Origin of the sequence: Rheinheimera sp., from assembly GCF_020217005.1 — a bacterium.
Lineage (GTDB): Bacteria > Pseudomonadota > Gammaproteobacteria > Enterobacterales > Alteromonadaceae > Pararheinheimera.
Map to the genome: position 1 here is coordinate 1 of NZ_JAIWOI010000354.1, position 19,413 is coordinate 19,413.

The window sequence follows — 19,413 nt, forward strand, 5'->3', positions numbered from 1 at the left end:
ACCAGCTGCGCACCAATAGCTTTTGTGTGATGGCCTCTTGCTGTGCCAGTAGTTTTAACTCTAACTCATCACCATGCATTACAGCGGGTAATAGCTGCTGTAACTGGTTTTCGACAAATTGCTGCTGCTGTTGAATATGAGCCACAGATCGCAAGGCATTGCTCCGGAATGCCGGCCAGCGTTGTTGCAATAAAGGGATCACCTGCAGGCGCAGAAAGTTACGGTCAAACCTGCTGTCGTTATTACTTTCGTCGTCTATCCATTGCAGCTGTTGCTGCTGTGCAAAAGCTGCCAGTTGCTCACGGCTAAATTCCAATAAAGGCCGCATTAACCAGCCCGAAGCAAAAGACTGTATAGCGGCTATGCCAGATAAACCCGCTGGGCCTGCCCCCCGTTTTAATGCTAATAACAAGGTTTCCAGCTGATCATCCGCATGGTGGGCAGTTAACAAAGCCGTCTGAGCTGAGGTGATAAAAGCAGACAAAGCCGAATAGCGGGCACTTCGCGCCTGAGCTTCGATATTGGCAGCAGGGTTCAGCTGTACTTTTTGCACCTCAAAGGCAATGTGGCGACTTTGACATTGCTGCTGACAAAAATTAGCCCATTGATCGGCATTAGCGCTTAAACCGTGATGGATATACACGGCCTTGAGTTTGATCTCTGTGCCCTGCGTCAATTGGTGGCAAAGCTCCAGCAATACCATAGAATCCAGTCCACCGGACAAGCCCAGCACCAGCTGGTTTAACCCAAGCTGTTGGATGTATTGACGCAGTGAGGCGGTGAACTCTGAACTCATAAAAATCATAATTCCTAAAAATTGGTCGCAACAAGGTTCCCGAGAGTTGCGACATACCATCCGTTCCTGGACATCGCCGAAAAAAATAGGCTCCCTGCATTTTCGACATACCGTCCGTCCCTGGACATCGTCGAAAATAGGCTCCTTGCATTTTCGACATACCGTCCGTCCCTGGACATAAAAAAACCGCCTTGCGGCGGCTTGTAGGGGCAGGGTTTATCCCCGCCCGTTACTCTTTATGCACGCAGGCCAGCTGCAGCTTCAAGTACGACGGGTATATTAGCAATAACCAAAAGACATTAAACGTTTATACCGTCTGTCCAGTAACTCGGCAAGGCTAAGTTTCTCCAGCTTGGCTAAATCACGTAACAGGGCTTGCTTTAAGCTTTGTGCCATTTGTTCGTGATTACGATGCGCACCACCTAAAGGCTCACTAACGATATCGTCAATCAGATTCAGCTCTTTTAGACGTGGCGCTGTAATGCCCATGGCATCGGCAGCTATTGGCGCTTTATCCGCACTTTTCCACAAAATAGAAGCACAGCCCTCAGGTGATATCACCGAATAGGTACTGTATTGCAACATGTTGACCTGATCGCCGACACCTATCGCCAAAGCACCACCAGAGCCACCCTCGCCTATCACTGTGCACAGTACCGGCACTTTCAGGCCTGCCATCACTTTCAGGTTACGGGCAATTGCTTCACTTTGACCACGCTCTTCAGCGCCAACACCAGGATAAGCACCTGGAGTGTCGATAAACGTGATGATAGGTAAATTAAAACGTTCAGCCATTTCCATCATACGCAGAGCTTTACGATAGCCTTCAGGCTTTGGCATACCAAAGTTACGTTTAATTTTCTCTGAAGTGTCACGGCCTTTTTGATGACCAATCACCATCACAGTTTTGTCGCCTAAACGGGCTGTACCGCAGACAATAGCCGGATCGTTGGCAAAAGTGCGGTCACCGGCAAACTCGTCAAAGTCAGTGAAAATATGCTTAATGTAATCCAGCGTGTAAGGACGCAACGGATGACGGGCTAATTGAGCAACCTGCCAGGCACCTAATTCTGCAAAAATCTTTTTGGTCAGAGTTAAGCTTTTTTCCTTTAGCTTGTTTACTTCTTCTTCAAGGCCGAGATCAAACTCGCCATTGCGGCTTACTTTGCGAAGTTCTTCTATTTTGGCTTCAAGTTCCGCAATCGGTTGCTCAAACTCTAAATAATTCAGCATCATCGACTGTCACTACCTAATTAATGAAAATCCAGTTGTATTGTTGCTAATTGTCGCAATTGATGCAACAAAGCGTCTGTTGGGGTCACCCACCATTCGGTGCCCAATGCCATAGTGACTTGACCTTCGTCACGCTGGTACACCAGCTTCACAGGCACTGTGCCTAATTTAAATTCGTGCATAGCTTGCTGCAGTTTTTGCAGATAATCCAGACCCATTTGCTGTTGATGTACAGTTAAGGTCAAGGATTTTAAGCATTTTTCCCGCGCAGCTATGATGTCCACTACTTCGCGGCCGGACATTGTAAGGCCACCACTGAAATCATCAAAGCTGACCTGTCCAGACACCACCAAAATTTTGTCTTTTTGCAGCAAATGCTCGAAGTTTTCAAACTGTTCGGGGAAAAAACGTACATCTAAGCGCGCTGATTTGTCATCTAAAGTGACAATAGCCCAACGTCGGCCCTTTTTATTGATCATAGTTCGCACAGACAAGACTAAACCTGCGGCATGCACTACCTGATCACGGCGGCCCGGCTGCATATCCACTAATCGGCCAGAGCTGTAATGTGGTAACTCTTCTAAATAGCGGTTGATCGGGTGACCAGTCAGGTATAAACCTAAGGTTTCACGTTCGCCTTCCAGCCAGACTTCATCCGGCCAAATGGGCACTTGCTTAAAGGCACTGGCCGCATGTTCTGGCTCTGGAGCCATTAAACCAAATAAATCAGACTGGCCCATAGCTTCAGCTTTAGCTTGCTGCTCTGCGCCTTTCATCGCTTCTTCTAAAGTCGCCATCATAGCGGCACGATGAGGCCCTAACTGATCCATAGCACCGGATAAAATCAGCTTTTCAATGACGCGGCGGTTTAGCTGTTTTAAATCCACTTTATTACAAAAATCGAACAGATCGGTGAAGCTTCCGTGTTTAGCCCGCGCCGCTAAAATAGCTTCCACCGGGCCTTCACCTACACCTTTAATAGCGCCTATGCCATAGACGATATGGCCCTGACGATTGACAGTGAATTTATACAAACCAGAATTGACATCAGGCGGGATCAGCTTGAGCTTCATATGCTCACATTCATCCACCAGTATCACTATTTTGTCGGTGTTATCCATATCGGCTGACATCACAGCGGCCATAAACTCAGCCGGATAATGTGCCTTCATCCATAAGGTCTGGTACGACACTAAGGCATAAGCAGCGGAGTGCGATTTGTTAAAACCGTAACCTGCGAACTTCTCTACCAGGTCGAAAATTTTCATCGACAGTTCGGCATCCACCCCATTGGCGACAGCGCCATCACGGAAGGTATCGCGCTGCTTGGCCATCTCTTCGGGTTTCTTTTTACCCATGGCGCGGCGTAATAAGTCAGCGCCACCCAGCGAATAACCAGACAACACCTGCGCAATCTGCATGACCTGTTCCTGATACAGGATGATGCCGTAGGTAGGCTCCAGAATAGGTTTAAGCGACTCGTGTTGCCAGGTCGAATCCGGATAGGAAATCTCTTCCCGGCCACGTTTACGGTCGATAAAGTTATCTACCATACCTGACTGTAAAGGGCCAGGCCGGAACAAGGCGACCAGAGCTATCATGTCTTCGAAACAGTCAGGCTGCAGACGGCGGATTAAGTCTTTCATACCACGGCTTTCCAGCTGGAATACCGCTGTGGTATCCGCCTTCATCAGCATGTCGTAGCTTTTTTTATCCGTCAGCGGAATAGTATTGATATCAACCAGTGGCTTGCCTTCGCGCGTTAACCGCTCGTTGGCCATATTCACAGCCCACTGCAATATGGTCAGGGTACGTAAACCGAGGAAGTCGAACTTGACCAGGCCTGCGTATTCGACGTCGTTTTTATCAAACTGGGTAACAGGGTTATTGCCCTCTTCATCACAGTACACTGGGGCAAAGTCGGTAATTTTAGTCGGCGCTATCACCACACCACCGGCGTGTTTACCAGCGTTTCGGGTGACACCTTCGAGTTGGCGCGCCATATCGATCAGATCTTTGACTTCCTGATCGGCTTCATACAACTCAGGTAAACGCGGCTCTTCTTTAAAGGCCTGCTCTAATGTCATACCAGGCGTTGGCGGTATCAGTTTGGAGATGCGATCAACAAAACCATAAGGATGACCCAACACCCGGCCTACGTCGCGAATAACAGCCTTAGCCGCCATAGTACCGAAGGTGATAATCTGCGATACAGCTTCGCGGCCGTACATATCTGAAACGTGTTCTATCACCTCGTCGCGTCTGTCCATACAGAAGTCGACGTCAAAGTCAGGCATAGAGACCCGCTCAGGGTTTAAGAAACGTTCGAACAGCAGGTCAAATTCCAGCGGGTCCAGATCGGTAATACTCAGCGCATAAGCCACTAAAGAACCAGCACCCGAACCACGGCCAGGGCCTACCGGAATATCGTTGTCTTTACTCCACTGGATAAACTCCATCACGACCAGGAAGTAACCGGGGAAACCCATTTGGTTGATTACGCCAAGTTCAATATCTAAACGTTCGTCGTATTCAAGCCTTTTGACCGCTCGTACTTCCGGATCAGGAAACAGCTGTAACAAGCGTTTTTCCAGACCTTCTTTCGATTTTAAGACTAAAAAGTCGGCATCAGATAAGCCACCTGTCGGGAAGGCCGGCAGAAAGTATTCACCTAAACGTATAGTGACATTACAACGTTTGGCGATTTCAACTGAGTTTTGTAGCGCCTCAGGAATATCGGAGAATAGCTCCAGCATTTCCTCTGCTGAGCGCAGGTATTGCTGTTCACTGTAGTTTTTTGGCCGTCTTTTATCTTCTAAAGTGTAGCCGTCATGAATAGCTACCCTGATTTCATGCGCAGGAAAATCGTCAGGGCTTAACATCACCACTTCGTTCGTGGCAACCACAGGCAACTGTTCGCGTTCTGCCAGCTCTACTGCAGCCTGAATATAAGTTTCTTCATCAGGACGACCGGTGCGGGTAAGTTCAATAAAAAACCGGTCTGGGAAATGTTCACGATAAAACTGTACTAAGGCCAAAGCACTGGGCGCGTTGCCTTTGATTAAGGCTTTACCCAAAGGGCCATCTTTTGCCCCTGACAACACAATCAGACCTGCTTTGTATTCAACCAGCCAGTCGTGATCAATCTGCGGCTTGTGTTGCACGTGGCCACGTAAATAGGCTTTGGACAGCAGCATGGTCAGATTCTGATAGCCTGTGTTGTCCGATGCCAGAATTAATAACCGACATGCATCGCCCGGAAACAGCGGATGCTGCACCCACAAATCTGCCCCTACTATCGGCTTAATACCAGCTTCGTGCGCCGTACTGTAAAAACGCACCAGACCACACATATTCATCTGATCTGTTAAAGCAAGAGCTGGCATATTCAGCTCTTTGGCGGCTTTCACTATAGGCTTTATTTTTTTGATGCCGTCGACCATCGAAAAGTCGCTGTGCACCCGTAAATGAATAAAACCCGGCTCAGCCATGCGCTGCCCCTGCCAGAGATTCCAGTACATCCCGTACTGGTTTAAAACTGCGTCTGTGCTCGTTAATCACACCATGAGTTTTAATAGCCGCTAAGTGCTCTGCAGTCGGATAACCTTTATGACCGGCAAAACCATACTGAGGATAAGCGGCATCCAGTTGCTGCATTTCGTCATCCCGCGCCACTTTAGCCAAAATAGAAGCGGCACTGATTTCAGGCACTAAAGCATCGCCTTTGACCACAGCACTGGCCTGCACACCTATATCTTTAGGCACACGGTTGCCGTCTATCAAAGCCCATTCTGGTTGGATGTGAAGTCCCTGTAAAGCGCGGGTCATGGCCAGCATAGTGGCGTGTAAGATATTTAAGCTATCAATTTCATGCACTTCAGCCCGGCCCAAGCTCCAGCTTAAGGCTTTGGCTTTAATCTCTTCAGCAAGCTGCAGGCGTTTTTTTTCTGACAGTTTTTTCGAATCGTTTAAGCCCACAATAGGGTTGTTCGGGTCAAGGATCACAGCTGCGGTGACTACTGCGCCAACAAGCGGACCGCGCCCTACTTCATCCACACCACAAATCAGCTGAACTTGTGGTCTTTGATAAGTTTCAGCATTCAACGCTTTTGTCATCGCTAACCCTGTATTACTTTCGCTACTGCAGCAGCGGCTTGTTCACTGGCATTACAACGAATTAGCTGGTGCAGTTGTGTAAAAGAGCTAACACAAGAACGCTGGGCGTCCTGATCCTGTAACAAAGGCGCCATGGCTTTAATTAAATGCTCTACCGTCACTTGTTCCTGCAGCAGCTCTGTCACTAAAGCCTGGTCAGCCAATAAATTGGGCAGACTGAAATACTTCAGTTTAACTAAACGTTTGGCAATTTGATGCGTCAGCCAATTCATCTTATAGCCCACCACCATGGCAGTTTTGGCCAGCATGGCTTCTAAAGTGGCAGTTCCTGAGGCGATAAAGACCGCATCCGCGGCTGTTAACGTAGTGCGGGCTTTACCTATTTCCAGTTGCAGCTGTAACTCTGGCGCGATCTGCTGTTTGATCTGGCGGAACAACGCTGCTTTTTGTTCTGTCACCATATTACAAATCAGCTGCAAATCAGGTTGCTGACGTTGCAGTTCCTGTGCTGCAAGCAAATAGTCTGCAGCTAACAATTTGATTTCATTGGTTCTGCTGCCAGGCATGATAGCCAGTACCGGCGCATCTGGCTTTAAACCCAGTTCAATCTTAGCGGCAGTTTTATCAGGCTGCAGCGGCATTTGGTCGGCCAGAGTATGACCAACAAAACTGCAAGGCACGTCAAATTTATCGTAAAAAGCTTTTTCAAAAGGCAATAACGCCAGCACCATATGGGTGGCTTTAGCGATTTTAAAAATACGCTTTTGCCGCCAGGCCCAGACCGAAGGGCTGACATAATGCACAGTTTTAATACCAGCAGCTTTGAGTTTAAGCTCCACCGGAATATTAAAATCCGGTGCGTCTATACCAATAAACACATCGGGCCCTGTGGCTGTGAGGTGAGCCAGCAGCTCTTTGCGCACCTGCAGCAAACGTGGCAAGCGGCCTAGTACTTCGACTATGCCCATCACTGCCAGCTCTTCCATATCAAACAGCGCGTCAAAGCCCTGGGCCTTCATGCGCTCGCCACCTATGCCATAAAATTGTGCATTCGGATACAGCTGCTTCAGAGCCCGGATTAAATCGGCACCTAAAATATCGCCGGAGTGTTCCCCGGCGACTAAGGCGATTTTCACAACAGAAGGAACAACCTTAGATTGCAACTCGCTCATCAGCGGATAATGCCACGGCTGGAGTTGGCGATAAAATCAGTAAAGGCTTTGACTTCCGGAAATTCAGCGGCTTTTTCGGCCAGAGCATCCAAAGCTTCCTGCACTGTTAAACCTTTACGGTAGACTTCTTTATAAGCACGGCGAACTTCTAAAATAGCATCACTACTGAAACCACGACGTTTTAAACCTTCAACGTTTAAGCCAGCGGGTACCGCATGAGAACCGTGTGCCATCAAATAGGGAGGTACGTCTTTCACTACTATAGAACCACCACCGATAAAGGCGTGGGCACCTATATGGCAAAATTGATGGATACCGCTCATACCACCTAAAATAGCCCAATCGCCGATATGGACATGACCAGCAGATTGAGCTCCACTGGCAAAAATCACGTTGTCACCAATCACACAGTCATGTGCAACATGGGTATTGTTCATAAAGAGGTTATTCGAACCAATGCGGGTCACACCTTGATCCTGTACAGTACCACGGTGCACAGTGCAGTTTTCGCGAAACACATTGTTGTCACCAATAATAAGTTCTGTTGGCTCACCTTTGTATTTTTTATCCTGACAATCTTCACCTATGCTGGTGAACTGGTAAAAATGATTGCCTTTGCCTATCACTGTAGGGCCTTTGAGCACCACATGAGATTCAAGCACAGTGTCAGCACCTACCACTACATTGGCGGCTATATAACAAAAAGGCCCAACTTTTACGTTTTGACCAAGCACAGCACCTGTTTCGATCACTGAAGTAGGATGGATCATATTAAAGTTCTCTTCTGGCACACATCAGTTCAGCAGTACAAACGACCTGGCCATCCACTTTGGCTTCACCATAAAACTTCCACAAATTGCGGCGTTCTTTTAAAAACTTCACTTCCAACACCAGCTGATCACCAGGAACTACCGGCTTTTTAAAACGAGCTTCATCTATAGCGGCAAATAAATACAACTCGTTTTCAGCACGTTCTGTTACTGTTTTAAAGCCTAAAATACCTGTGGCCTGTGCCAAAGCTTCCAGTATTAACACACCAGGGAAAATAGGCATGGTTGGAAAGTGACCGGTAAAAATAGGTTCGTTGATCGTAACGTTTTTAATAGCAGTCAAAGATTCGCCAGGTGTGAAATCCAGAACCCGGTCGATCATTAAAAATGGATAGCGATGTGGCAGCAGGGCCATGATTTCCTGTATTTCAAGGATATTCAATTGGTTAGCCAAAGTGAACCTCTTTTATTTTATTCGTCTTTCAAAGGCGGCGGAGACAAAGCAGCCACTTGCTGCTCCAAATCCCGTAATTTTTGATACATTTGATCCAGTTGACGAAACCGGACGCTATTTTTCCGCCATTCCAGATTAGTGCTGGCCGGAGTACCGGATGAATAGATACCTTTTTCGGTAATAGATTTAATAATCATCGACATGCCGGTGATTTGCACGCCGTCACAAATTTCCATATGACCATTGATAGCGCACGCACCACCAATAATACAATACTTGCCAATTTTAGTGCTGCCAGCCACCACAGTACAGCCTGCGATAGCTGTGTGGTCGCCAATCTGCACGTTGTGTGCTATTTGCACCTGATTGTCCAAAATGACATTTTTACCAATCACAGTGTCACCTAAAGCGCCACGGTCAATGGTGGTATTGGCACCTATTTCTGTGTCATCGCCAATCAGCACAGTGCCAACCTGAGGGATTTTCAGCCAGTTACCACGTTCATTGGCAAAACCAAAACCATCGGCACCTATCACTGCACCACTGTGGACCAGGCAATTTTTACCCAGTTGCACGCCATGGTAAAAGGTTACATTAGGCCAGATTTTACAGCCGTCAGCGATGTGCACATTTTCACCGACAAAACAGCCGGCGCCGATCTGTACATTTTCACCTATGACAGCACCAGCAGAAATCACCACATTGGGGCCAATCACAACTGAGTCTGGTACACAAGCTGAAGGGTCTATCACTATATTCTGCCCCCGCCCATAGGCGGCAGCAGGTGTGGAATCTAATAATTGGGCTATTTTCGCAAAAGCCACATAAGGGTCTTTCACCACCAGCGCATTCACAGGACAATAACTTTGATCTTCGGCTTTAATCAGCACTGCACCGGCTTGAGTGGATTGTAAAAACTTACGGTACTTACTATTAGATAAAAAGCTGATTTGATGACTGCTTGCATCTTCCAAAGTACCAACGGCACTAATCAGTGCCGTGGCGTCTCCAATTAGCTGAGCATTTAACTGCTCAGCTATAAAGGCTAAAGTAAACTTCACCATTATTTGGCTTTGCTCACCTGGGCAATAACAGCTTCAGAGATGTCATACTCAGGTTTTACGAAAACACCGGCCTGAGCGTTTAGAATCAGGTCGTAGTTGTCTTTTTTCGCAATGCTGTCGATAGCTGTTTTGACTAAACCCATCAGCTTGTTACGTTCTTCGCCCTGACGTTTGCGGTAGTCTTCGTCCAGAGGACGAGCTAACTGCTCATAACTGCGCATTTGCTTTTCCATTTCAGCTTGCAGAGTCTTTTTCTGCTGGTCATTCATGGTCGCGCCATCACGCTTTAATTTTTCCTGATTAAAAGCGATATCCTTTTCCAGCTTTTGCACTTCTGCAATACGGCCTTCAAACTCAGTTTTTAAGCTGTTCTGGATCGACGTTGTCTGAGGCAGTTTTGCCACAATTTCCTGCACATCAACAAGACCAATTTTCATTTCTTTTGCAGAAGCAGTACCGACCATCATCAGGCCAGCCATAAATACCAATGCAGTTTTTGCTAAGCTTTGCTTAAACATGTTTTCCATTTCCCATAAATTTAGAATGTAGTACCAATATTGAAACTAAAGTTTTCCTGATCATCACCCTCTTCTTTGCGGATGATTTTTGCCAGACTAAATGTCAATGGACCCATAGGCGAAATCCATTGTACAGAGAGACCTGTCGACACACGTATTAAGCCGGCATCAGAGTAGTCTAACAGCTTAGGACTATTAAAACTCTGGCTTGCAGAAGGACTTAACCCAGCGTAACGACTTAAATCAAACTCTGTATCCCAGACGTTACCTGCGTCTACGAAAAGGCTGGTACGTATCTGGTTTACATAATCCTCACCAACAAAAGGTGTTGGCGTGATTAACTCAAGGGTAGCAATAGCCATGGCATTACCACCCGTTGATCGTGGAGACACTATATAAGTGTCAAAATTTGGATCTGTTGGGAAATTACCTGAATTTCCCCCTGTTGGATTAGGTAATCCAGGAACTGTAGTGACCTGACGATAGATTGCATGCGGACCTACAATACGGGCTTCAAAACCACGCAGGTTCTGGCCACCTGCATAGAAGTTATCGGTAAATGGCAGTGTATAGTCATAGCCATCTTTATCACCGTAACCATTACCGTAACCTACTTCCAGTTTACTTAAGAAAGACCAGCGATGATCATTACTCAGCGGAATATAGTTGCGGGCTTCAAACGTGGTTTTGTAGTACTGCAGATCTGAGTTAGGTGTAGTGATACGGCCACTTAAAATTAATTCATGACCGGCAGTTGGGAATAAACCACGGTTTAACGTGCTTTGAATCCAACTTGCGATCAATTCATAGTTCGTAAACTTATAGCCGCCATCCGGATCGTTTTTATCCATTAACACAGCTCTGAAATGACGTAACTGATCATATTCAGACAAAGAGTTAATTTCGTTCACCGCATAATTAGTGCCGAAGTTTAATCTGTTGTATTCATTGATTGGATAACCAATAGAAGCACCAAAACCATAACGTTTTTGCTTATAAGCTTCTAAGTTGGACGATAAACTTGAGTAGTCTGTATCCGAATAGAACACCTGCCCGCCTAAACTTACCGCATCCAAAGTGAAATAAGGGTCAGTTAAAGAAAGCTGGATCTGCTTGTTGTATTTGTTGGTGCTCAGACTGATACCAGCGGAGTTACCTGTACCGAAGAAGTTTTGCTGCTCAATACCTATCTGGAAAGACAAGCCCTGGAAATCGCCATAGGAAATACCGGCATTGAAGTTACCAGACGGCTGTTCTTTGATTTTAAATCCAACGTCGACTTTATCATCAACGCCTGCGACTTCTTTGGTTTCAAACTCAACTTTTTCGATATAAGGTAAACGTTGAATACGCTCTTTAGACAACTCAAGCGCGTCATTAGATAACCAGGCACCTTCCATCTGACGAACTTCACGACGGATAACTTCATCTTTAGTCGATGAATTGCCAGCCACTTCCAGACGACGTACATAAACACGTTTACCAGGCTCTACACTGATGGTCAGAGCAACTTCTTTGGTATCATCGTTGATGTTTGGGATAGTACGAACTTTTGAGTTAGCGTAACCAAAGCGAGCCAATAATTTGGCAATACTTTCTTCGGTGTAGGTCACTAAGGCGCCGTTATACAGCTGACCCGCTTTTAATGGCAATAAAGCCTTAATAAAGTCGTCCTGCCCTATCAGATCACCAACAAAGTCAATGCCGGTAATAGTGTATTGCTCACCTTCAGTCACGTTCAGAGTCACATAAACCGAGGTTTTATCTGTACTGACAGAAACCTGATTGGCATCAATATTAAAACGCAGATAACCACGGTCTAAGTAGTAGCTACGGATTTTTTCAAAGTCGCCTTGCAAGGTCTGTTTCTGATAGCGATCTGAAGATAAAAACCGCCACCATGGCAAATCGTATTTAGATTCAATGTTTTTCAGCAACTCTTCGTCACTGAACAATTCGTTACCTACTATGTTGATCTGGCGAACAGAAGCGGCATCACCTTCTTCAAACTCTATCTTCAGATTCACCCTGTTACGAGGCAAATAAGTAACTTTCATTTGCACCGCAGCGTTGTATTTACCAACGCCGTGATAAAACTCTGTTAAACCGTTTTCAACTTCTTTGATTACGGTTTTATCTAAAGGCTCACCAACGATAATTTTCTGACCCGTTAAACTTTCAGTCAGTTGCTCTTCTTTGATGTCTTTGTTGCCATCAAATTCGATATTGTTAATGGTAGGGCGCTCTTTTAAGCGATAAATGACGGTATTGCCGTCACGAAATACCTGAATATCGTCAAAGTGGCCTGCCGCATACAGACTTTTGATACTGCGCGATAAGGATGCTTCTGTGATGGTATCGCCGATATTAAACGGCAAATTATTTAATGCTGCACCAAGCGCAACACGCTGCAAGCCTTCGACCTGAATGTCTTGCACAGTAAATGATTGTTCAGCGAGCACCGAGTTACTTAAACCAGCAAGTAACATCGCAGCTACTAATCGTTTAATTGTCATTGTTTTGGACTACTTTTGATTAGTTTATTACAAACGAGAAATATCGTTGAGCAGCGCAATTCCCATTAATGTCAGCAGCAACAGAGCTCCGATCCGGAAACCCAGCTCCTGCGCCTTCTCAGAGACAGGTTTGCCGCGTATTAGTTCCAGCACAAGATACATTAAATGGCCACCATCCAAAATAGGCAGAGGCAGTAAATTTATCACCCCAAGGTTGACACTAATCAGCGCTAAAAAGGAGATAAAGGCAATCAAGCCAATATCTGCGCTGCTTCCAGCCCCTTGTGCTATTGAAATTGGTCCGCTTAAATGTTTGACAGAAATATCACCAAAAATGAATTTTCCAATCATAGAGAAGCTTAACCGCACCAATTGCCAGGTCTTTTCTACCCCAACCAGGGCTGCCTGTACAGGGCCATATTGCTGAGTGAACAATAAATGCTCAGGCCAGGGCATTACTTTTGGACTGACGCCTAAAAATCCCTGATGAAAACCATCCGCTGTTTCGCGGCTTTGCGGAGTGACCAAAATGTCTATAGCCTGGCCACTGCGTTCAATACCAAAAACCATGGGCTTTTCCGGGCTGTTTTGTACCAGCGTCACCACAGCATTCCAGTCTGCTACAACTTTACCATCCACTGACACTAATTTATCACCCAGCTGCAAACCAGCAGTTTCAGCGGCCGAGCCTGGCTGAATTTGACTAATTTCGTTAAGCACCACTGGCCGTAGTGGTTCTAAACCTAAGCTACCAAATACACTTTGCTTGTCAGGATCAAAAGCCCAATCGGTTAAATCCAGTTGATAACTCTGGTCGCTACCTTCCAGTTGCTGCACTGTAATATCCACTGCGGGGCTGCCAACCTGCTCTACCAGCAACAAGCTGATAGCCCGCCAGTCTTCTACAGCTTCGCCGTTAATGGCCGTGATCTGAGCATTGGCCGGCACACCAGCTTTAGCTGCAATAGATTCAGCCGTCACCTGCCCTATCACGGGTTTAATGTTAGGTACGCCTATCAGGTACATTCCCCACAATAGCAGGATAGCAAACAAGAAGTTAGCAACAGGGCCTGCAGCTACAATGGCCATACGTTGCCAGACAGTTTTGCTGTTAAAACTTAAATCTTTAAACTGCGGCAATACAGGGTCAACCCGCTCGTCTAACATGCGAACATAGCCGCCCAATGGGATCATCGCTATAACAAACTCAGTACCTTGTTTGTCGCGCCAGCGGTAAATAGCCTTGCCAAAACCTATAGAAAAACGTTTGACCAGTACATTGTTTTTCCGCGCCACCCAAAAATGACCAAACTCATGCACAGTCACCAGCAGGCCTATAGCAACCACAAAACTGATTAAATTCCAGACAAAACCCGACATTAACTCACCTTTTTCAGTTGGTCTTGCATATAAGCTCTGGCCTGTTGGTCCAGGCCAAGAATACTTTCTAAATCAGGCGCTTTTATGCTGGCAAAACGCTCTAATGCTTTTTCGTTCAGCTGCGCTATCTCAGTAAAACGGATTTGGCCGGCCAAAAACGCCGCTACTGTGATTTCATTGGCTGCATTGAGCGCTGTAGTAGCCCCCTGACCATACCCACAAGCGGCAATAGCAAGATATAAATTAGGGTAGCGTTGTGGTTCTGGTTTGGAGAAACTAAAGTCTGCAAGCTCAAAAAAGTTCAGCGGTTTGACATTGGTTTGGATCCGCTGTGGAAAAGCCAAAGCATGAGCGATAGGAGTGCGCATATCAGGCTGACCTAATTGTGCCAAAACAGAACCATCAGTGTACTGCACCATCGAATGAATAATGCTTTGTGGGTGGATCACCACCTGAATATCATCGGCAGCGCAGTTAAATAACCAACGGGCTTCGATAAACTCCAACCCCTTATTCATCATAGTGGCACTGTCGACTGATATTTTTTGCCCCATCACCCAATTCGGATGGGCCACGGCCTGAGCAGGAGTAATGCTTGTAAATTCTTGCAGATCTTTACGTAAAAAAGGCCCGCCACTGCCAGTCAGCAGTAGTTTGCTAATACCGTAATCAGATAATTTTTGTGTTGCGGTATTTTGCTGCAAAGCGGATGGCAAACACTGAAAAATAGCATTGTGCTCACTATCTATAGGCAACAAAGTAGCACCATGTTGTTGTACTTTGTTGATAAAAAGCTCACCACTCATCACCAGCGCTTCTTTGTTAGCCAGTAATACAGTTTTGCCTTGTTCAACAGCGGCTAAAGTAGGTAAAAGTCCTGCCGCTCCCACTATAGCGGCCATCACCATATCTGCATCAGGGTGAGCGGCCAAATCACAAAGCGCCTGAGCCCCCGACCAGACTTCAGTCGAACTATTAGCCTCTTTCACTAACTGACGTAATTTGTCTGCGGCCTGTGGGTCTGTCATTACGGCATAACGAGGTTTAAACTGCTGGACTTGCGCAAACAGCTTATCCACCTGAGTGGCCCCCGTTAATCCCAGCACCTGATAGTGATCAGGGTGTTTAGCCACCACATCAAGCGTATTACAGCCAATAGAGCCTGTAGCGCCAAGGATCACTAGCGTCCGCATTACGCGAAACCTCCAATTAGCGCAACCAGGACTGCATAAAGCGGTGCCGTAGCTGTGAGGCTATCTATCCGGTCTAAAATACCGCCATGACCAGGAATAATACTGCCGCTGTCTTTAAGACCCGCCACCCGTTTAAACATACTCTCGCTTAAGTCACCAAATACCGACAAAATGGTCAGTACCAAAGCGGCCAGGTACCAGGTGCAGGTCCCTTCAGGAAAGTCGTGATAATAAGCTACAGCTGTGACCAGAGCCATCACAAAAGCTACACCACCTAACATGCCCTCCAGCGTTTTACCCGGACTTACAGCAGGCAATAATTTACGCTTACCAAAAGGTTTACCGATAAAATAACCGCCTATATCCGCAGCCCAGACTATGCCAAGCAGTAAGCAGATTAACCAGGCTCCGGTATAACTGGACTGATGAAAATCAACTGAGCGGATCAGTAACAAAGCAGTCCAGGCAGGAATTAAAGTCAGCCAGCCCATCACAGCACGACGAATATGACCGGTGGACCAGCTTTGACTGCTGTGGGGATAACTTAACACCAAAAGCACAGCGATCAGCCACCAGACCACACCCAAAGCCAGCAAGCTGTTACTGAGCATATCCAACTGCAAAGGCCAATAGGCTGTATCCGGCAATTGCCAGTAAATCAGCGCCATACTCAATGCCAGCACAGCGACAAAACTGTATTGGCTTAGCTTAGTTTTGTAGCCGCAAAATAAACTCCATTCCCAGGCACCGATTAAAAAAGCCGCAGCAATAAAAATAGCGAAATAATGCAAAGGAAGGAAAAAAACTGCAGCTAGCGCCAGTGGCGCCATGATCAGGGCTGTAATAACTCGTTGCTTAAACAAATTGGTTATCCTTGTGTCGGACGCATTGCCAGCTCACGGATTTGCGCCCCGGTACAACCAAAACGCCGTTCACGACCGGCGTAGGTTGCCAAAGCTTCCGAAAAAACCTGGTCATCAAAGTCAGGCCATAAAATTTCGGTAAACCATAACTCAGCATAAGCAGCTTGCCACAACAAAAAGTTACTGATGCGCACATCGCCACCGGTACGGATCATCAAATCCAGTTCCGGTTGATCATGCATCTGCATGCAACCTGATAACATTTGTTCGTCAATCTGTGCGGCTGTCATTTCGCCATCAGCCACTTGTTGGGCTAATTGTTGTGCAGCCTGCACTATGTCCCAGCGACCGCCGTAATTAGCGGCTACATTCAGGGTCAAAGCTGTATTCTGAGCCGTAAGCTGTTGCGCCTCTTTAATATGTTGTTTGAGTTTGTCGCTAAAAGGAGACAAGTCTCCAATAATATTCAGCCGTACGTTATTTTTATGCAGGGTTTTCACTTCCTGCTGTAATACCATTAAAAACAGTTGCATCAAACCACTGACTTCGTCTTCAGGCCGACGCCAGTTTTCACTGCTAAAGGCAAATAAAGTGAGAGACCTGATACCTAACTTACGACAAAAGCTGACCGCACGACGCACTGCGTCGACGCCTTTTTTGTGGCCCCATACCCGAGGTTTGCCCTGCCGTTCAGCCCAGCGTCCGTTGCCGTCCATGATAATGGCGACATGTTGTGGCAACGCGTTTTGTAACGCGGTTTGCACTTCTGTCATCTGAATCTGACCCTGTCACAATAATAAAAAACGCCGCGAAGTATACCCTACACGGCGCTATTCCCCTAATCAGGGCAGGAAGTCTTAGACTTCCATCAACTCTTTTTCTTTGTCCGCTAATACTTCGTCAACTTTCTTGACGAAAGCATCGGTCAGCTTCTGAACTTCTTCTGCAGCTTTACGCTCATCATCTTCACCAATTTCTTTATCTTTTAATAAAGTTTTCAGATCAGCGTTTGCGTCGCGACGAATATTACGTACAGCAACACGGGCACCTTCAGCTTCGTTACGTACCACTTTAACTAAATCACGACGACGCTCTTCAGTCAGCGGAGGCAATGGCACACGAATAGTAGTACCAGCGCTCATTGGGTTTAAGCCTAAATCTGACTGCAGAATAGCTTTCTCTACAGCTTGGATCAGAGTTTTATCAAACACGCTGATGGTCAGAGTACGGGCATCTTCCACAGACACGTTAGCAACCTGACGTAATGGCGTATTAGCACCGTAATAAGACACCTGAATGCCATCTAATAAACTTGGGTGAGCACGACCGGTACGGATTTTGGACAATTGGCCTTTCAGCGCTTCAACGCTTTTTTCCATCCGGGTTTTGCTGTCTTTGAGAATATCGTTAATCACTTTGGCTATTCCTTTTTTTGCTACACCAAAAAAGTGGCAGTTAGTTTACTGTAATTTTTCGGCGTGGTCGATCACTGTGCCTTCTTCTTCACCCAGTACAACACGTTTCAGTGCACCTGGTGTATTCATATTGAAAACACGAATTTGCATATTGTGGTCACGGGCCAGGGTAAATGCCGCTAAATCCATCACCTTTAATTCTTTTTCCAGTACTTCTGTGTAACTTAATTTGCTGTACAGAGTGGCTGTAGGGTCTTTCACAGGATCCGCAGAATACACACCATCAACCTTGGTTGCTTTTAAAACAGCGTCTGCTTCGATTTCGATACCACGTAAACAAGCTGCTGAGTCTGTAGTAAAAAACGGGTTACCAGTACCGGCGGAGAAAATCACCACACGACCGGATTTTAACAGGCTGATGGCTTCTGCCCAGCTGTAATTGTCACAGACACCATTCAATGGAATTGCAGACATCAGACGGGCATTCACAAAAGCACGATGCAGCGCATCACGCATAGCTAAACCATTCATCACAGTGGCTAACATGCCCATATGGTCGCCGACCACTCGGTTCATACCTGCTTTGGCTAATCCTTCACCACGGAAGATATTACCGCCACCTATCACTATGGCGACCTGAATACCCAGTTCAACCAGCTCTTTGATTTCCTGAGCCATCCTATCCAACACTTTGGGGTCTATACCAAAGCCTTCTTCACCCATCAGGGCTTCACCACTGAGTTTTAATAAAATTCTTCTATAGGCGAGTTTTGGATTGCTCATGCGGTCCTCATTTATCTGGAAGTTATATACCCTTCTTACTTGAAGCTGCAGATTTGTTGACTAATCTCACTCGCCCCAGTCACATAGTGACCTATGCTCCTGGGGTCTCGCTCACTTGTCGCCGCGCTGCAACTCCAATCAATTTGGGTATAACCTTGCTGTGGGTTAATTTTGTACATCGTCGAAAAGTTGCTCCTGCATTTTCGACATACCGTACATCCTGTACATAAAAAAACCGCGACAGACGAAGGTCAGGTCGCGGTTATTCTAGCTGGTTTCAAAGCATTGCTAAAGCGTAAATTACTTCTTAGCAGCAGCGATTTGAGCAGCAACTTCAGCAGCGAAATCAGTTTCCTGCTTCTCGATGCCTTCACCAACTTCTAAACGGATGTAGCTAACAGCTTTAGCACCGTTTTGTTTCAGGAATTCACCTGTAGTGATTGATGGATCTTTCACGAAAGGCTGACCAGTTAAAGAAACTTCGCCAGTGAATTTCGTCATACGACCAGCAACCATCTTTTCAGCGATTTCTTTTGGCTTGCCGCTGTTGATCGCGATTTCGATCTGGATTTCCTGCTCTTTAGCAACAACTTCAGCTGGCACTGACTCTGGAGTCAGGAATGAAGGGTTGTTAGCAGCAACGTGCATAGCAACGTCTTTAGCGATATCTTCATTACCGCCTTCCAGTACCACTAACACGCCAATACGGCCTGAGTGAGTGTACTGACCAATCACATCGCCCTGAACTACAGAGATACGACGGATCGCGATGTTTTCACCGATTTTAGTGACCAGTGTAGCGCGTGCATCTTCAACAGTGCTATCGCCCAGTTGAGCAGCAGACAGTTCTTCAACAGTGAACAGCTTGTTAGCATGAGCCAGATCAGCAGCAGCGTTCGCAAAAGCCAGGAAGCTTGCGTCACGACCTACGAAGTCAGTTTCACAGTTAAATTCGATTGCAACAGCGTACCCGTTGCCAACGCGAGTGATCACAGTACCTTCAGCGGCGATACGGCCAGCTTTCTTGGCAGCTTTAGCCTGACCATTCTTACGCATTAATTCGATTGCGCCTTCGATGTCACCTGCAGTTTCTTCTAAAGCTTTTTTGCAGTCCATCATGCCAGCGCCAGTGCGCTCGCG

The 19,413-nt window shown here is 46.5% G+C and carries 17 protein-coding genes; all 17 read right to left on the reverse strand.

Annotated elements, in window-relative coordinates; translation table 11 throughout:
- Nucleotides 1–796 (reverse strand): tRNA lysidine(34) synthetase TilS (gene tilS, locus LDL40_RS17410; protein ID WP_300996733.1); only part of this gene is annotated, 796 nt, incomplete at its 3' end.
- A 279-nt stretch (nt 797–1,075) separates the two neighbouring features.
- Complete coding sequence (accA, locus tag LDL40_RS17415; RefSeq protein ID WP_127021103.1) at nt 1,076–2,032, reverse strand: acetyl-CoA carboxylase carboxyl transferase subunit alpha; 957 nt, start codon at nt 2,030–2,032, stop codon at nt 1,076–1,078.
- A 17-nt stretch (nt 2,033–2,049) separates the two neighbouring features.
- Nucleotides 2,050–5,520 (reverse strand): DNA polymerase III subunit alpha, encoded by a 3,471-nt coding sequence (gene dnaE, locus LDL40_RS17420; protein WP_300996736.1) that lies wholly within the window; start codon nt 5,518–5,520, stop codon nt 2,050–2,052.
- A complete protein-coding gene (rnhB, locus tag LDL40_RS17425; RefSeq protein ID WP_300996738.1) occupies nt 5,513–6,145 on the reverse strand; it encodes a ribonuclease HII in 633 nt (210 codons plus the stop codon). The genes dnaE and rnhB overlap by 8 nt, the downstream gene beginning before the upstream one ends.
- A 2-nt stretch (nt 6,146–6,147) precedes the next feature.
- Nucleotides 6,148–7,317: a lipid-A-disaccharide synthase gene (gene lpxB / locus LDL40_RS17430; protein ID WP_300996740.1), complete on the reverse strand. Its 1,170-nt coding sequence runs from the start codon at nt 7,315–7,317 to the stop codon at nt 6,148–6,150.
- Nucleotides 7,317–8,087 (reverse strand): acyl-ACP--UDP-N-acetylglucosamine O-acyltransferase, encoded by a 771-nt coding sequence (lpxA, locus tag LDL40_RS17435; RefSeq protein WP_300996742.1) that lies wholly within the window; start codon nt 8,085–8,087, stop codon nt 7,317–7,319. The genes lpxB and lpxA overlap by 1 nt, the downstream gene beginning before the upstream one ends.
- A gap of 1 nt (nt 8,088) precedes the next feature.
- Entirely contained in the window at nt 8,089–8,541 is a 453-nt protein-coding gene (fabZ, locus tag LDL40_RS17440; RefSeq protein ID WP_300996743.1) for a 3-hydroxyacyl-ACP dehydratase FabZ, read from the reverse strand.
- A gap of 17 nt (nt 8,542–8,558) precedes the next feature.
- Entirely contained in the window at nt 8,559–9,605 is a 1,047-nt protein-coding gene (gene lpxD / locus LDL40_RS17445; protein WP_300996744.1) for a UDP-3-O-(3-hydroxymyristoyl)glucosamine N-acyltransferase, read from the reverse strand.
- Nucleotides 9,605–10,123: an OmpH family outer membrane protein gene (locus LDL40_RS17450; RefSeq protein WP_300996745.1), complete on the reverse strand. Its 519-nt coding sequence runs from the start codon at nt 10,121–10,123 to the stop codon at nt 9,605–9,607. The genes lpxD and LDL40_RS17450 overlap by 1 nt, the downstream gene beginning before the upstream one ends.
- A gap of 20 nt (nt 10,124–10,143) precedes the next feature.
- Nucleotides 10,144–12,639, reverse strand: a complete 2,496-nt coding sequence (gene bamA / locus LDL40_RS17455) for an outer membrane protein assembly factor BamA (RefSeq protein ID WP_300996746.1) — start codon at nt 12,637–12,639, stop codon at nt 10,144–10,146.
- Between the two features lie 27 nt (nt 12,640–12,666).
- Nucleotides 12,667–14,019, reverse strand: a complete 1,353-nt coding sequence (gene rseP / locus LDL40_RS17460; protein ID WP_300996747.1) for a sigma E protease regulator RseP — start codon at nt 14,017–14,019, stop codon at nt 12,667–12,669.
- Nucleotides 14,019–15,212, reverse strand: a complete 1,194-nt coding sequence (gene ispC / locus LDL40_RS17465) for a 1-deoxy-D-xylulose-5-phosphate reductoisomerase (RefSeq protein WP_300996748.1) — start codon at nt 15,210–15,212, stop codon at nt 14,019–14,021. The genes rseP and ispC overlap by 1 nt, the downstream gene beginning before the upstream one ends.
- Nucleotides 15,212–16,075, reverse strand: a complete 864-nt coding sequence (locus LDL40_RS17470) for a phosphatidate cytidylyltransferase (protein WP_300996749.1) — start codon at nt 16,073–16,075, stop codon at nt 15,212–15,214. The genes ispC and LDL40_RS17470 overlap by 1 nt, the downstream gene beginning before the upstream one ends.
- Before the next feature lie 5 nt (nt 16,076–16,080).
- Nucleotides 16,081–16,848: a polyprenyl diphosphate synthase gene (uppS, locus tag LDL40_RS17475; protein WP_300996750.1), complete on the reverse strand. Its 768-nt coding sequence runs from the start codon at nt 16,846–16,848 to the stop codon at nt 16,081–16,083.
- An 84-nt stretch (nt 16,849–16,932) separates the two neighbouring features.
- On the reverse strand, nt 16,933–17,490 hold the full coding sequence (gene frr / locus LDL40_RS17480) for a ribosome recycling factor (protein ID WP_300996751.1): 558 nt from the start codon (nt 17,488–17,490) through the stop codon (nt 16,933–16,935).
- 45 nt (nt 17,491–17,535) lie between these two features.
- Entirely contained in the window at nt 17,536–18,273 is a 738-nt protein-coding gene (gene pyrH / locus LDL40_RS17485) for a UMP kinase (RefSeq protein WP_008900629.1), read from the reverse strand.
- A gap of 300 nt (nt 18,274–18,573) precedes the next feature.
- A partial coding sequence (gene tsf / locus LDL40_RS17490) for a translation elongation factor Ts (protein ID WP_300996752.1) occupies nt 18,574–19,413 on the reverse strand: 840 nt, incomplete at its 5' end.

Excerpts from the sequence above, each read along its gene's own strand:
- accA (WP_127021103.1), bottom strand. The coding sequence starts at position 2,032 with ATGATGCTGAATTATTTAGAGTTTGAGCAACCGATTGCGGAACTTGAA.
- dnaE (WP_300996736.1), bottom strand. The coding sequence starts at position 5,520 with ATGGCTGAGCCGGGTTTTATTCATTTACGGGTGCACAGCGACTTTTCG.
- rnhB (WP_300996738.1), bottom strand. The coding sequence starts at position 6,145 with ATGACAAAAGCGTTGAATGCTGAAACTTATCAAAGACCACAAGTTCAG.
- lpxB (WP_300996740.1), bottom strand. The coding sequence starts at position 7,317 with ATGAGCGAGTTGCAATCTAAGGTTGTTCCTTCTGTTGTGAAAATCGCC.
- lpxA (WP_300996742.1), bottom strand. The coding sequence starts at position 8,087 with ATGATCCATCCTACTTCAGTGATCGAAACAGGTGCTGTGCTTGGTCAA.
- lpxD (WP_300996744.1), bottom strand. The coding sequence starts at position 9,605 with ATGGTGAAGTTTACTTTAGCCTTTATAGCTGAGCAGTTAAATGCTCAG.
- LDL40_RS17450 (WP_300996745.1), bottom strand. The coding sequence starts at position 10,123 with ATGTTTAAGCAAAGCTTAGCAAAAACTGCATTGGTATTTATGGCTGGC.
- bamA (WP_300996746.1), bottom strand. The coding sequence starts at position 12,639 with ATGACAATTAAACGATTAGTAGCTGCGATGTTACTTGCTGGTTTAAGT.
- rseP (WP_300996747.1), bottom strand. The coding sequence starts at position 14,019 with ATGTCGGGTTTTGTCTGGAATTTAATCAGTTTTGTGGTTGCTATAGGC.
- ispC (WP_300996748.1), bottom strand. The coding sequence starts at position 15,212 with ATGCGGACGCTAGTGATCCTTGGCGCTACAGGCTCTATTGGCTGTAAT.
- uppS (WP_300996750.1), bottom strand. The coding sequence starts at position 16,848 with ATGACAGAAGTGCAAACCGCGTTACAAAACGCGTTGCCACAACATGTC.
- pyrH (WP_008900629.1), bottom strand. The coding sequence starts at position 18,273 with ATGAGCAATCCAAAACTCGCCTATAGAAGAATTTTATTAAAACTCAGT.